This is a genomic window from Pedobacter sp. R-06 (genome assembly GCF_049913135.1).
GTDB lineage: Bacteria > Bacteroidota > Bacteroidia > Sphingobacteriales > Sphingobacteriaceae > Pedobacter.
In genome coordinates, this window is record NZ_CP183977.1 from 3,892,763 (window position 1) to 3,907,021 (window position 14,259).

Below are 14,259 nucleotides of genomic sequence, written 5' to 3' on the forward strand. Positions count from 1 at the left end.
GAACTTTAAATATTTGCTTTATATTTACCGAAACCAAAAACCACATCAATACCAACCATGGGAGAATTCGACAACAAGGAAAGAGAAGAAGTTTTTTCAAAGAAAGTAAGAGCAGGTAAGAGAACTTATTTCTTCGACGTGAAGGCTACTAGATCGGGTGATTATTATTTAACAGTTACCGAGAGTAAGAAAAGATTAGAAGACGGTGTATTTGTAAAACATAAAATCTTTTTATACAAAGAAGATTTCGAAAAATTTGCAGAAGGGCTGAATGAAACTGTTGATTACATCAAAACTCACCAAGATGTGGTTGAAAAACGCTATGAATATTCTGAAAATGGAGAACATAGCACTAAAGCAAGCGACGATTTTACTTTTTAAGTAATTATAATTTCAATAAAAAAAGCCTCCTGATTTAAAATATCGGGAGGCTTTTTTGTGTGCGCAATATTTTATTTTATACCTCCGCCTGCAAGTACTGCCAACAGCAGAAGAAAATAACTGGCTATCAATACGATGGTAATTACACCCCAAAATTTAAAGAGCGATTTTACATGGGCGATGGCATCATTTAAATTTTCCTGATCGCCGAACAAAACCCCTTGTTTGCCTTTGGCCGAAAAACGCAGCAGCAGTAAACTTGGATAAAAAAAGAACAAGGCCAGCAGCAGGTAAAATATGGTGATGCCTGTTGCGCCAATACCGCCCAATGGGCCCAATTGATTGAGCATCCCTGGATTAGCCGTTACCGCAGCCCCTATTCCAAATGAACCCAAGGTTAAAAATGCCGAGATAACAAAACCCACAACCGATAAAAATCTTGCCCATTTACTCATATCGTAAAAATAGCTCCGCATTTCTTCGGTAACAACCAATTTTACTTCCTGGGGCACTTCATTTTCAAAATCTTCCATTTATCTCTATCTATTTTGGGCTAAACTTAGATAAAATATAGATTTGATACAATAGCAAGGGTTTAAATAAAGCTTTTAAAAGCTTATCTTTGCGCGGAATTTTAGGCGGAAAAAGGTAAAATGGTCGATGCTTTGATAGATCATAGCCAAAACGCCCCGAACTAATACTCAAAAAATGAAACACTCGGCTATTGACCATAAGATAATGCACCAATAGCCAAAACTAAAGATATAAAGACTAATAAATAATGGCATTACAATGTGGTATAGTGGGTTTACCAAATGTTGGGAAATCGACTCTTTTTAACTGTTTATCAAATGCAAAAGCGCAGGCTGCAAACTTTCCCTTTTGTACTATTGAGCCCAATGTTGGCGTAATTACAGTACCTGATGATAGATTAACCAAATTAGCCGAGTTGGTTAAACCAAACAAAGTGCAGCCCAATACAATCGAGATTGTAGATATTGCAGGTTTGGTTAAAGGTGCATCGAAAGGCGAAGGCTTGGGAAACCAGTTTTTAGGAAATATCCGTGCTACCAATGCAATTATTCACGTGCTACGTTGTTTTGATGACGGAAATGTAATTCACGTTGATGGTTCTGTTGATCCGATCCGTGATCGTGAAATTATTGATACTGAACTTCAGCTTAAAGATTTGGATACCGTTGATAAACGTATTCAAAAAGTTGAAAAAATGGCTAAAACAGGTGGCGATAAAGATGCTAAACGTACTTATGAAATTTTAACGGTTGTTAAATCTCATTTGGAAAGTGGTAAATCGATCCGTACAGCACCATTGGCTCAGGAAGATTTCGATTTTATTGAAGATTTAGGTCTGCTTACACAAAAGCCGGTAATGTATGTTTGTAATGTTGATGAGGCATCGGTAATTAACGGCAATAAATATGTTGATTTGGTTAAAGCAAATGTTGCTGATGAAAATGCTGAAGTTCTAGTGATCTCTGCTAAAATTGAATCAGAAATTGCTGAACTGGATAGCTACGAAGAGCGTCAGGAATTTTTAGCCGATTTAGGCTTAACAGAATCAGGTGTAAATAAATTAATCCGCGCGGCTTATAAATTACTAAACCTTTACACTTACTTTACCGCTGGTGTACAAGAGGTTCGCGCCTGGACCATTACCAAAGGTTTTACAGCACCACAAGCTGCTGGTGTAATTCATACTGATTTCGAAAAAGGATTTATCCGTGCGGAGGTAATCAAGTATAACGATTTCGTAACCTTAGGTTCTGAAAATGCCTGTAAAGATGCTGGTAAATTGGGTGTTGAAGGAAAAACCTATGTGGTGGAAGATGGCGACATCATGCACTTTAGATTTAATGTATAACCCCTAAATCTCCTAAAGGGGACTTTGAATAGCTTAGGGCCACTTGAAAGAGTGGCTTTTTTTGTTTGAAGACTTTTTTGCCCCGGAGATACAGAAAGCACGGATACCCACTCAATTGTTACGCTGAGCGGAGTCGAAGCGCATTGCAAAGGTTAATTAACCACAGATAATACAGATTAACACAGATATGCAGCAGCCAGTTTGCCATGAAAGATCCTGAAATAAATTCAGGATGACGAGCGCGGGAGGAGGCACAGAAAAAACACAGAACCCACTCGATTGTTACGCTGAGCGGAGTCGAAGCGCGTATTGAAGCGCTTAATTAACCACAGATAATACAGATTAACACAGATAGTTAACGATGACAGATCCTGAAATAAATTCAGGATGACGAACGTTAGAGAAGGCACAGAAAAATGGAATTATATGCTGCGCCCAACCTAAAATATTAGCAGCTACACTGCCATTTAAACCCGATTGACAGTGAAAGCGCCTGATCCTTCATCAGGCCTTGAACAGAAAGCGGGAAGAAACTTAAAATAGAGCTTCTGCAGCTGCTTTCCAAAAACTGCAACCTATTAATAAATACTTTGGTTGAGCTTGTATTTTGCATTAAGATTCCCGCCTGTGCAGGAATGACGACAATTCTTTGCCATTTGTTTTTGTGTTGTCAGATGTTACCATCTGATACCAATAGCAAACATTTTAAAATAAATTTATTGATCTTTTATAAAAATCAAACAGTTAGATGGTAACATCTAACTGCACATCAAAGGAAGAAGATACCACTATACAAGGAATAAAGTATTTTTGAGTTTGGTGTCAGAATCGAACTGACTACACTGGTTTTGCAGACCAGCACACATCCATTGTGCATACCAAACAATCAGCAATAAAAAAGCCGCTTATTACATTTGTAACAAGCGGCTTTAAATCTTTTTATATTTCTTATCAGATAAATAAAGTCAACCCGTTACTTTTTGAGTAACAAAAACACGAGTTTAAACAATATTTATCTGTTGTATTTTTCACGGCGTAAAGATAAATATAATTTTTAATTAGCAAGTATTCTTTTTAATAAGAGTTACCAATTTTAATTTGTTTTTGTGTTGTCAGATGTCACCATCTGATACCAATAGCAAACATTTTAAAATAAATTTATTGATCTTTTGTAAAAGATCAAACAGTTGGTAACATCTAACTGCACATCATAATTTAATTGCATATCATAATTAGACTTCCAGCCCGTAAGCAGCCAGTTGTGCCTTGGTATCTTCGTAATCGGTATGATGGATGCCTCTTAAGCCTAAACCTTCTGCTACCTGCACAAAAAGCATACGGTCATCAATATATAAACTCGTTTCTACATCACTTTGCGAAATATCTATCGCAACTTTAAAAATATCGGCGTCGGGTTTACGGAAATGCACAAAACTAGACGACACAAAAAAATCGACAAATTCGTTCAGTTTAAAGGTATTGATGCGGTACTGGTTTAGCTCCCTGCCCTCGTTACTGATTACGGCTACTTTAAGGTTGTATTTCTTTTTTAAATCGCAGATCAACTGAATCATTTCGGGATAAGGAAGCGATTTTTTGAACATAAATTCTTTAAAATCATCGTAGGTAAAATTCCTTTCTTCGAAAAAAACAATGCGCTCTAAATATTCATCAAGAGTTAACTTACCCACTTCATAGGTATCGAAAGTAAGGTGATGGCGTTCTTCTAAGTCAACCGAATCGAGGTTAAAAAGCACAGAAGCTTCGCCCCTTGCATGCCTATCCCAGCCATTGGTTAATAAAACGCCTCCGATATCGGTAAAAAGTGTGGTAATTTTCTTTTGCATAATTTAAGTTTAAAGTAAAACGCCTTTTAAAATTAATACGGCCACACTGAAATAGATTACAATCCCGGTAACATCAACCATGGTGGCTACAAATGGTGCTGATGAAGTGGCCGGATCGAGTTTTAGTTTTTTCAAAATAATCGGCATCATCGAACCGATCAAACTGCCCCATAATACAATACCAACGAGGGTAAAAAATATGGTAGCAGCAATTAAAAACCAATGCGGACCATAATTATAGAGGTGTAACTCTTGCCAGGTTACGATGCGGACAAAACCAATTGTGCCTAAAATGATGCCCAGCAAGGCTCCTGAAACGAGCTCGCGGCGCATTACGCGCCACCATTCGGCAATGGTTACCTCGCCTAAGGCCATGGCCTGGATAATTAAGGTTGAAGCCTGAGAACCACTGTTGCCGCCGCTACTCATAATCAGTGGAATAAAAAGTGATAATACTACCGCCTTTTCGAGTTCGATTTCGAAATGCTGCATGGCTGTTGCGGTTAACATTTCGCCCAAAAAGAGGACGATTAACCAACCTGCTCGTTTTTTCACCAGTTTTAAAATCGGGATATCAAGATAAGGTTCATCCAAAGCCTCAGTACCCCCAATTTTGTGCATATCCTCGGTATATTCCTCGTTGGCAATCCACAGGATATCATCAACGGTAACAATACCTAAAAGAATGTTATTTTCATCTACTACAGGTAAAGCCACACGGTTGTTCATCCTGAAGATATTGATTGCATCTTCCTGAGGATCGTTAGCTTTTAGGGCAATAAAACGTTTATCGGTAAGCTCGCCGATAATTGCTTCCGGATCAGCCAGTAAAACCTCACGGATCCTGATATCATCCAACAATACACCTTCTTTATCGATCACATATACCACATCGATGGTTTCGGAGTTTTTTCCGTAGCGCCTGATGTGCGCCAAAACCCTTGTGATAGACCATTCGGGCTTTACAGCGATATAATCGGGCGTCATTAAACGGCCGATACTATCTTCTTTGTAGCCTAAAAGTGCAAGTGATTCTTTACGTTCTTCGGGCGGTAAAAGTGTAATCATCTTTTTTACCACATCACCTTTTAATTCACTAAAAAGTGCGGTACGGTCGTCTGGTGGCAGATCTTTGATGATCTGGTTCAATTTATTGCCCGAAAGTTTTTTGATGATCCGCTCCTGGGTAGGAAAATCCAGGATCCTAAAAACGTTTACTGCCCTATTGAGCGATAAGGTTTCGATAAATTTAGCTGCATATTGTGGAAGTTCGTCAATCAGTTCTTCAACATCCGAAATATTCAGTTGATCGAGATATTGCTTTAAAGCCTTATCATTTTCTTTTTCAAGCAGTTCCTGAATCTCTTCCACAACCAATTCTTCCATAAAATACAATCTAATTTATTACATGCCTAAACCTCTATTAACGGTTCGCAAAGGTGCATTTTTATTTCTTAAAAAGCCAACGGTGTACCTTTAAAATTAACCCAAAAGGGTTCTTAAATTAAAAATAAAGGGGAATAAACTCAATAAGGCAGCCCGCTGCTTTATGATTTAATCATTTTTTAACATAAAAAATATTTCAACAGCAGGAAGTTAACTCTGATATAAACTTACAGATTAAAAATAGGCTTGTTTTTTTAATGAAATGATTTTGAATTTTCTATATTTGCAGCCTTACGCTCCCGTAGTTCAATGGATAGAATTATGGTTTCCGGTACCATCGATATGAGTTCGAATCTCGTCGGGAGCACTTCACGAGGCAAATCAGTTTTTAGGCTGTTTGTCTCGTTTTTTATTTTAAGCAACTATCTTAAGTAACTATCTATTAATCAAGCAACACTAACTCACCCTTTCGTTCAATCTAGGTGTTTGATAGCCATCCTCATGATACACCAATTTTTCGGGAGAAATTGCCGCTATAATTTTACGTTTTAGGTCTTTTTGCCTCAAAATATGCTTTCTCGATGTTTAGAAGGGTGTTAGATAAATTTTTGATCAGGTTCCCACATTGCCCTTGCCATAGCAAAAAGCATCCAATTTGTTGAATGGCAGATTATGGTGAGTATTTAATATTCAGTTAACATCTGTGTCGTTTCTGAATTTTAATTTTGACGCGATAATTTATGGGCGAAAACAATACTGCCGGATTTAACGACAATAAAGAACAGGAGTTTGATGAAAAATCCTTCGAAGATCTTTATCGCCGCATGTACCCCACGCTAATAAAATACGCCATTTACCTGGTAAAGGATATTGAAGATGCACAACTCATTTTAAATGATGTGTTTATATCCATCTGGAAAAACGGTACAATCCTCACCAACGAAAAAGCCTATCTCTTCCGTGCTATAAAAAATGCCGCTAACAATTACCATAAAATCCCCAAAGCAAATTTCTGGCATATCGATAGTGAAGAAGAAGCCGCTGAGATTATCGATCTAAAAGAAACACCTGTTCAGGCTTTCGAGAACAAAGACCAGAGCCGGATACTTTATGCGCTTATCGATCAGATGCCTGAACGCCGACGGCTTATTTTTTACATGTACAGGATTGATGGCTTTAGCTACAAAGAAATTGCAACTTTATTGGAGATCTCCGTACGGACCGTGGAAGACCATCTGGTAAAAGGTTTCCAGTTCCTTCAACAAAAAGTATTAAAAAACAAATCTGAATTTAGGTAAAAAAAACCTTGACGATTTCTTAACACAAAGTTAACAGATTTCGACCCGTAGCGCTTTCACTATTCTTGTCTTGTAAGTATAAAAGCATGTGAATGGATCAGGAAATATGGAAATTGGTACTCGAATACTTGGCGGTAAAGGAAAACTCCCGCAGCAACGCCGAAATAAAACTACTCGAAGAAAGACTTAACGATTGGATAGCTAATGATCCTGACCGCAGGGAGCAACTGGAAGAAGCATTATCGCTATGGCAGCATACGGCGCAAATGCCAGAAGATGAGTCCTGGAGAGAAAGTTTTCAGGGTATCAAAAAACAAATTGAACAGGTTCCGAAAAGAAAACTTAAAATATTAAAATGGTGGCCAGCTGCAACCGCTGCCGCCATTATTGGCGCGTTGGTATTTTTTGTTGCTGGCGATAAAAAGCCATTAACCGTGGTTCAAAATCAGATTGTGTGGATAACCAAAACAGCGGCTCCTGGTAAGATTGTTAATGTAATCCTTCCGGATAGTTCGGAAATCTGGCTGAACTCGAGCAGTAGCATCAGTTTTCCCGAAAACCTAAAGCACGCTGATATCCGAAATGTTAAATTAAATGGTGAAGCGTTTTTTAAGGTAAAAAGAGATCCCGCACATCCTTTTATAGTGAAAAGCGGAAAAATCCAGACCAGGGTGTTGGGAACCAGCTTTAACATCAGGGCCTGGAAAGGATACGGGGCAGAAGTAACGGTGCTTACCGGAAAAGTAGCGGTTTCAAAAGACTCTGCCGGCATACAATCGGCAGCAGTTCATCTTTTGCCTAATCAGAAGGTAATTTATAACATAAAATCTACCCAATTGATGTCCGAAAATGTTGATGATGCCAAAGCTTCAATCAACTGGAGAACGGGAAAAATGAATTTCGACAGCACACCGATGGAAGATGTTTTTCAGATCATATCACGCAAATACGCAGTTAAGATCGTTACTGATCAGTCTTTCAAAAATTGTGAGCTTACCGCAAAATTCGACAATGTAGAGATCAGCGAGGTAATGAAAACCATCAGCCTCACATTTGACATTCATTACACCATAAACAAACAGATTATTTATATAAAAGGAGGTAAATGTAACTAGACAACGATAAAAGATAGCTGCAGCATGTTGACGCATGCCGCAGCTAAGAAATTTTAAATTTTATTTTAACCCATCAAGATTAAAACATACAAAGTTATGAAAAAGTCAGCAGTGACTAGTCAATTAATTTTTAGCGCAATGCGTTTTTTTACCCTTATTTATCTCATGCTCTCCGTAATGCTCTTTGTAGGGCAGGCATCACCTGTAAATGCCCAGCAGCTAAACACCAAAATAAGTATCAGTTTAAAACAGGGAAGCCTGACCGATCTTTTTAAAACCATCGAAAAGAAAACCAGTCTTTCTTTTGTATATTCCAATAAAGATGCTGTAGAGCAACAGCACATCACCGGCTTACAAGCAGATAATGAAACGGTTAGTAGTTTGCTAAACCGGGTTTTAACACCCATGCAGCTTACTTATCTGATTGAAAAGAATCAGGTCATTATTAAAAAATCGGTCCGCATTAGCGGGAAGGTAACCGATGAAAAAGGGCTGCCATTACCAGGCGTAAACGTAATCGAAAAAGGCAGCAGCAATTCTACCAGCAGCAACCTTAACGGAGATTTTAACCTGAGCGTTATCAACAAATCGGCTACGCTGATTTTCAGTATGATCGGTTATCAGATGAAGGAAATTATAATCAATAACCAAACCGAATTGAATGTTAGCCTCGCTCCTGATGAAACCGCACTTTCCGACGTGGTTGTTACTGCGCTGGGCATTAAACGTGCCGAAAAGGCATTAGGTTATTCGATTGCGACTGTAAAAGGAAGTGAAGTAAATACCGTAAAAGAAGTGAATGTAGTGAACTCTCTCGCCGGAAAAGTAGCTGGGGTAAATATAGTAAGCACGGGTTCCGATCCCGGATCTACATCTTTTATCACCATTAGGGGTCAGTCTTCTATTGCTACCGATAACCAGCCTTTATTCGTAGTCGATGGTGTTCCGGTAGCACATTCGCTTCGCGCAACATCAGAAGTTGGCCGCTCATCGGTTGATTATGGTAGCCCGATTGCGGATATCAGCCCAGATGATGTAGAAAGCATCACCATACTAAAAGGTGCAAGTGCTGCAGCATTATATGGCAGCAGGGCCGGAAGTGGTGTGGTTTTGATTACCACCAAAAGTGGCTCGGCAAACAAAAAGGGTTTAGGGATAAACTTTAACTCAAATGCCATGTACGATCAGGCATGGCTGTTCCCTCATTTTCAGCATACGTTTGGAGGTGGCGAATATACCGATGATCCCGCATCTTCTACTACATCTGCTTGGGGCCCGCGGCTTGATGTAGGTACAAAACACCTACAATGGAACAGCCCCCTGGATGCCAGCGGAAAACCAATTGCCACCGATTGGGTATCGTACCCCAACAATCCACAGGATTTTTACGAAACCGGCTCTACCTATACCAACAATATTTCCATCAGCGGAAAAAATGCGGATGGTAATTACCGCTTATCGTACACCAACCTAACCAATAAAGGCATTGTTCCCAATACCGACCTGAAAAGGAATACACTCAACCTTTCTGCCACCTATGTGCTGCACCCTAAACTAAAGATCAGCACCAATATTGGTTATGTAAACAATAAAAGCGACAACAGGCCATCGGCATACCGCGAAAGTGTTACGCAGATGCTGTATTCGCTTCCGCCAAATATGAATATCAACGACCTGAAAAACTACTGGAAACCGGGAAGAGAAAACATCGAACAGTTTTCGGCAGATGATTCGGACAACCCTTATTTCGTAGCTTACGAACATACCAATGGCTATGATAGAAACCGGTTAACTGGAAACGTGAATGTTGTTTACGACATCACCAAAAACTTGAGTTTAATGGTACGTACCGGAATTGACATGTACAATGAAGAACACGAAACCAAACGTCCTTTTAGCTCAAAACGCTTCAAATTTGGTGGGTATGGAGTAGATAATTCTTTCTTTAAAGAACAAAACACTGATTTTTTACTGAGCTACAAAAAACTGTTAAGCCAGGATTGGTCTTTGAACCTTTCTGCCGGAGGAAATCAGATGGATCAGACCAACAGATCTACTGCGCAAAAAACAGAAAGTTTGAGCATTCCCGGTGTATACAACATTGCCAATGCACAGGCCGGTACCATTGTAAATTCGCAGTACAACTCACGCAAACGCATTAATAGTATTTATGGCCTTGGGCAGGTATCATTCAGGGATATGGTTTTTCTTGATGTAACGGGTAGAAACGATTGGTCGAGCACCCTGCCTGCAGGCAACAATTCGTATTTTTATCCTTCCGCATCATTAAGCACCATCATAACCGATGTATTTAAGATCAAATCTGATGTACTTTCGTTTGTTAAACTAAGGGCCAACTGGGCACAGGTAGGTAGCGACACCGATCCTTATCAATTATATAACACCATCCCTTTTAACCAGGACTGGGGAGACGTAAAAAGGGCAACCATTGAATTTAATCTCAAAAATAACTTCCTGAAACCAGAAATTGCCACTTCGTACGAATTTGGCGGAGATTTACGCTTTTTCAAAAGCCGTGTTGGCATTGATGTAACCTGGTATAAAACCAATAAAAGAAACCAGATTATCAACATCCCAACCACTATTGCTTCAGGTTCGTCCAACCGATTAATCAATGCCGGAAATATCCAGAACAGCGGCTGGGAAATCGGCTTAAATGCAGTGCCTTTTGATGGCGCCTTTAAATGGGAAACCAATGTAAATTTCACCAAAAACGAGAACAAGGTAATTGAGCTATCAGAAGGTTTGAAAGAATACTCAATGGGCAGTGCCGATGGGGATAATATCCGTTACCTGATTAAAGAAGGCACAAAAATCGGAGATTTTTACACACCAAGCTATACCAAGGTAACCAGCGGACCAAATGCAGGTGCTGCTTTATTGGATAAAACCGGACATTACATCCGTAACAATACAGAATACATCAAAGTTGGAAACTATAACCCCGATTTTACGTTGGGTTTTAACAATACTTTCAGCTATAAAAATTTCACTTTAAACGTGCTTTTAGACTGGCGTAAAGGTGGTAATTTCTATTCGTACGTGGTTAAAAGCCTGATCAATGCCGGCTTAACCGATAATACATTGGTGGGCAGGGATGCAGAAACAGGTGGTTTGGCCTGGACGGATTCGCAGGGCAGAAAACGCAACGACGGGATGATTATCCCGGGTTATATTGCTGATGCAAATGGTAACCTAACCCAAAATACCGTAATTATTGCAGCTTCTGATTTTTATAACAACACTTACAATAAATATTACGAAAGGTTAACCTATTCTGCTTCATTCCTAAAAATCAGGGAAGCTTCTTTAACCTATATATTCGACAAAAAACTGACGCGCAAACTGCCCATCAGCAACCTATCACTATCACTTATTGGAAGAAACCTGTACACCTGGACCGCCAATGGACTGGGCTATGACCCTGAAACGACCATGAGCGTTACCGAAGGCTTTAAATTGGGCGTGGGCCACTGGACATTGCCGGGTACCCGCTCATTCGGTTTTAAATTAAGTTGTAACTTTTAACCTGTACAAAAATGAAATTCAAATATACAACGCTCCTTTTCATGCTGCTTGCATTGATAACAAGCTGTACCAAAGATTTTGAAGAAATAAATACCAACCCAAATGCTCCTGAAACTACAAATACCGAGTTTTTAATGTCGGATGTATTGGTTTCTACTACTTATGCTTATCAGGAAAATGCAGTGAGCAGAAGACCGGCTTCGGCAGCACGCTACCTTACCTTGGTGCGAAATACAGGTTACGATCTGTTAGATTGGGGACCGGTTGATTGGGATGATATTTACGCCCGCTTAGCTGTGAACAAAACCTTTATGGAAACGGCCCAAAAACGTTCTGAAAATCAGTATGTTGCCATCAGTAAAATCATGAAGGCTTTCAACTTCGGCTATCTAACGGATCTTTATGGCGACATTCCCTATTCTCAAGCATTAAAATCAAAAGAGGCCAACCTCATCTATCCCGAATACGATCAGCAGCAGGCCATTTACCCTGACTTATTGAAAGAATTAAGGGAAGCCAACGACATGCTAAAAGGCAATTCGCAGGAAATTAATGTTAAAGGAGACGTGATGTTTAAAGGAAAGGCGCTCGCCTGGCGAAAGTTTGCCAATTCGCTCCGCTTACGGATGCTGTTGCGTATCTCCAAAAATTATCCACCGGCCTTTACTGAAATGCAGGAAATTGTGAACGATAAAACGGCATATCCTATTTTCGAAAGCAGTGCAGATAACGCAGAAATTGCCTATCTGGGTAACATTGCCACTTACAGTTGGCCCGGCGGTCCTCTGGCAATGATCGACTTCGATTATTTAAAAACGAAAGTAAGCAAAGAACTGGTAGACAGACTGATCCAAAGAAACGACCCAAGACTGGCTGTTTGGGTAGAGCCTGTAAAAAGTACCACCGGATCTACTGTAGATTTGAACAGGTATGTGGGTGTACCCAATGCCATCGATGCGCCATCTGCTTATAATGGTGGCGAAGATCATGTTTCGGTTTTCTCTTCTACCTTCTTCAGGAAAAACGGTGGTGCTTCAAATCCATTATTAAAAGCCAGCCTGCTTACCTATACCGAGCAATGTTTTATTTTGGCAGAATCCGTACAGAAAGGCAAACTTACCGTAAACGGCGAAACGGCAGAATCGCTGTACTATAAAGGCATCAGGGAATCGATGGCCAGTTATGCCGTAACCGCCTCCCAAACTTACTATGATCAGCAATTGGTGAAATACGATGGTACACTTGAACAGTTGATTACCCAAAAATGGCTGGCCATGTTATTTAAAGGCTCAGAAGGATGGTTTGATCAGCGACGCACAGGATACCCTGCTTTTATTACCGGTCCGCTTGCAGCCGGAAGAGGAATCCCTAAACGTTATACCTACCCGGATTCGGAAAGTGCAAAAAACCGTGTTAACTATCAAAAAGCCGTTTCGGTTTTCGGTGCAGATAATCAGAATACTTTAATGTGGTGCCTGAAATAAATTGAATACCCTTAATTATTATAATATGAAATTATATATCAAAACTTTCTCTTTTCTATTTACACTCTCTGTTTTAGCCCTGGGCACTAAAACATATGGCCAGGATTTTAAACCCGGCCATTTCCCAGACCGGGTAATTTTGACCTGGGCCGGAGATCCTGCTACAAGCCAAACCGTTAACTGGCGTACCGATACTACTATTAAAGCATCCAAAGCACAGATCAAGGCAGAAGATTCCAATCCGGCGCTCGAACAATCCATTACAAGCTATGATGCAGCTTCTACCCTTTTAGGAAGCGGAAATAATTATGAAATAGCTAAATATCACCATGTTACCTTTACCAAGCTAAAACCGGAAACGGTTTATGCTTACCGTGTTGGCTCGGGTGAGCATTGGAGCGAATGGTTCCAGTTTACCACTGCATCGGCTAAAAACAAGCCTTTTTCTTTCATTTACCTTGGCGATGCACAGAATGATATCCGTTCGAAGTGGTCGCGGGTGATCCGCAAGGCATTTTCACACCAACCTGATGCAAGGTTTATCATTCACGCGGGCGACCTGATCAACCGCTCGAACAATGATCAGGAATGGGGCGAATGGCATTATGGAGGCGGCTTTATCAATGGTATGATACCGAGTATACCCGCTCCGGGAAACCATGAATATGTTCGCGATGATAAAAGAAAACTGGTACTCGATCCACATTGGGGCGTACAATATACCTTTTCTGGCAATGGTCCAAAAGGACTGGAAGAATCGGTTTATTATGTCGATTATCAGGATGTAAGGATTATCTCACTAGACTCACAAATGATTATCCTGGACGAAGCTTCGGCCAAAGCCGAATATGAATGGCTGGAAAAAGTTTTAAAAGAAAACACGAAGTTATGGACCGTGATAACCTTCCACCACCCTATTTTTTCTACAGCAAAAAGCAGGGACAATAAGGAATTCAGGGAACGGTTTAAACCATTATTCGACAAGTACCACATTGATCTGGTTCTGCAAGGGCATGATCATACTTATAGCCGTGGGCAAAACTTACCAAGGGGGCTATCGGGAAGGGAAGCAAATGGACCGGTTTACCTGGTTTCAGTTGCCGGCCCTAAAATGTACAAGGTAGATGGTGCCAAATGGATGGATATCTCTTTAGAAAACACACAGCTTTTCCAGGTAATCCATGTTGATGGCGCCAACCTTAAATTTGAGGCCTATAAAACCTCTGGTGAACTTTTCGATGCTTTCTCTTTAAAAAAAGTAGATAGAAACAGCGCAGCAGCATTCACCGATATGAACCCAGTACAAAAGCCCTAAGC

General features: G+C 40.1%; 10 protein-coding genes and 1 tRNA gene. 8 read left to right on the plus strand and 3 right to left on the minus strand.

Features of this window, described 5'->3' with window-relative positions; all coding sequences use genetic code 11:
• Positions 1–57 precede the first annotated feature (57 nt).
• Complete coding sequence (locus ACN9MR_RS15575) at positions 58–381, plus strand: DUF3276 family protein (protein WP_029275977.1); 324 nt, start codon at positions 58–60, stop codon at positions 379–381.
• Positions 382–452: 71 nt separating this feature from the next.
• Here the strand turns inward: ACN9MR_RS15575 and ACN9MR_RS15580 are convergent, their stop codons facing one another.
• Entirely contained in the window at positions 453–914 is a 462-nt protein-coding gene (locus ACN9MR_RS15580) for a hypothetical protein (protein WP_426324959.1), read from the minus strand.
• 248 nt (positions 915–1,162) lie between these two features.
• Between ACN9MR_RS15580 and ychF the strand changes: the two genes are divergently transcribed.
• The gene (gene ychF, locus ACN9MR_RS15585; protein ID WP_086547122.1) at positions 1,163–2,263 is read left to right on the plus strand and encodes a redox-regulated ATPase YchF; all 1,101 of its coding nucleotides are present in this window, start codon (positions 1,163–1,165) and stop codon (positions 2,261–2,263) included.
• 1,232 nt (positions 2,264–3,495) lie between these two features.
• On the opposite strand, the gene ACN9MR_RS15590 is transcribed toward ychF, so the two are convergent.
• A complete protein-coding gene (locus ACN9MR_RS15590) occupies positions 3,496–4,110 on the minus strand; it encodes an HAD hydrolase-like protein (protein WP_276900571.1) in 615 nt (204 codons plus the stop codon).
• Positions 4,111–4,119: 9 nt separating this feature from the next.
• On the minus strand, positions 4,120–5,496 hold the full coding sequence (gene mgtE / locus ACN9MR_RS15595) for a magnesium transporter (RefSeq protein WP_426324962.1): 1,377 nt from the start codon (positions 5,494–5,496) through the stop codon (positions 4,120–4,122).
• A 295-nt stretch (positions 5,497–5,791) separates the two neighbouring features.
• On the opposite strand from mgtE, the gene ACN9MR_RS15600 reads away from it, so the two are divergent.
• The 6 genes from ACN9MR_RS15600 (at position 5,792) to ACN9MR_RS15625 (ending at position 14,257) form a co-directional block, all read left to right on the plus strand.
• Positions 5,792–5,863, plus strand: a tRNA-Arg gene (locus ACN9MR_RS15600).
• 373 nt (positions 5,864–6,236) lie between these two features.
• On the plus strand, positions 6,237–6,794 hold the full coding sequence (locus ACN9MR_RS15605; protein WP_426324964.1) for an RNA polymerase sigma-70 factor: 558 nt from the start codon (positions 6,237–6,239) through the stop codon (positions 6,792–6,794).
• Positions 6,795–6,886: 92 nt separating this feature from the next.
• On the plus strand, positions 6,887–7,909 hold the full coding sequence (locus ACN9MR_RS15610; RefSeq protein WP_426324966.1) for a FecR family protein: 1,023 nt from the start codon (positions 6,887–6,889) through the stop codon (positions 7,907–7,909).
• A 96-nt stretch (positions 7,910–8,005) separates the two neighbouring features.
• Positions 8,006–11,458 carry a SusC/RagA family TonB-linked outer membrane protein gene (locus tag ACN9MR_RS15615; RefSeq protein ID WP_426324968.1) on the plus strand — a complete coding sequence of 1,151 codons (3,453 nt, stop codon included), beginning with the start codon at positions 8,006–8,008 and terminating at the stop codon, positions 11,456–11,458.
• A gap of 11 nt (positions 11,459–11,469) precedes the next feature.
• Positions 11,470–12,942: a SusD/RagB family nutrient-binding outer membrane lipoprotein gene (locus ACN9MR_RS15620; RefSeq protein ID WP_426324970.1), complete on the plus strand. Its 1,473-nt coding sequence runs from the start codon at positions 11,470–11,472 to the stop codon at positions 12,940–12,942.
• A 25-nt stretch (positions 12,943–12,967) separates the two neighbouring features.
• Positions 12,968–14,257, plus strand: a complete 1,290-nt coding sequence (locus ACN9MR_RS15625; protein ID WP_426324972.1) for a fibronectin type III domain-containing protein — start codon at positions 12,968–12,970, stop codon at positions 14,255–14,257.
• The last annotated feature ends 2 nt before the right edge of the window (positions 14,258–14,259 follow it).

Bases quoted from the DNA above. Each gene is read 5' to 3' on its own strand.
- ACN9MR_RS15620 (WP_426324970.1), top strand. From the start codon at position 11,470: ATGAAATTCAAATATACAACGCTCCTTTTCATGCTGCTTGCATTGATA.
- ACN9MR_RS15615 (WP_426324968.1), top strand. From the start codon at position 8,006: ATGAAAAAGTCAGCAGTGACTAGTCAATTAATTTTTAGCGCAATGCGT.
- ACN9MR_RS15580 (WP_426324959.1), bottom strand. From the start codon at position 914: ATGGAAGATTTTGAAAATGAAGTGCCCCAGGAAGTAAAATTGGTTGTT.
- ACN9MR_RS15610 (WP_426324966.1), top strand. From the start codon at position 6,887: ATGGATCAGGAAATATGGAAATTGGTACTCGAATACTTGGCGGTAAAG.
- ACN9MR_RS15625 (WP_426324972.1), top strand. From the start codon at position 12,968: ATGAAATTATATATCAAAACTTTCTCTTTTCTATTTACACTCTCTGTT.
- ACN9MR_RS15590 (WP_276900571.1), bottom strand. From the start codon at position 4,110: ATGCAAAAGAAAATTACCACACTTTTTACCGATATCGGAGGCGTTTTA.
- ACN9MR_RS15605 (WP_426324964.1), top strand. From the start codon at position 6,237: ATGGGCGAAAACAATACTGCCGGATTTAACGACAATAAAGAACAGGAG.
- mgtE (WP_426324962.1), bottom strand. From the start codon at position 5,496: ATGGAAGAATTGGTTGTGGAAGAGATTCAGGAACTGCTTGAAAAAGAA.
- ychF (WP_086547122.1), top strand. From the start codon at position 1,163: ATGGCATTACAATGTGGTATAGTGGGTTTACCAAATGTTGGGAAATCG.
- ACN9MR_RS15575 (WP_029275977.1), top strand. From the start codon at position 58: ATGGGAGAATTCGACAACAAGGAAAGAGAAGAAGTTTTTTCAAAGAAA.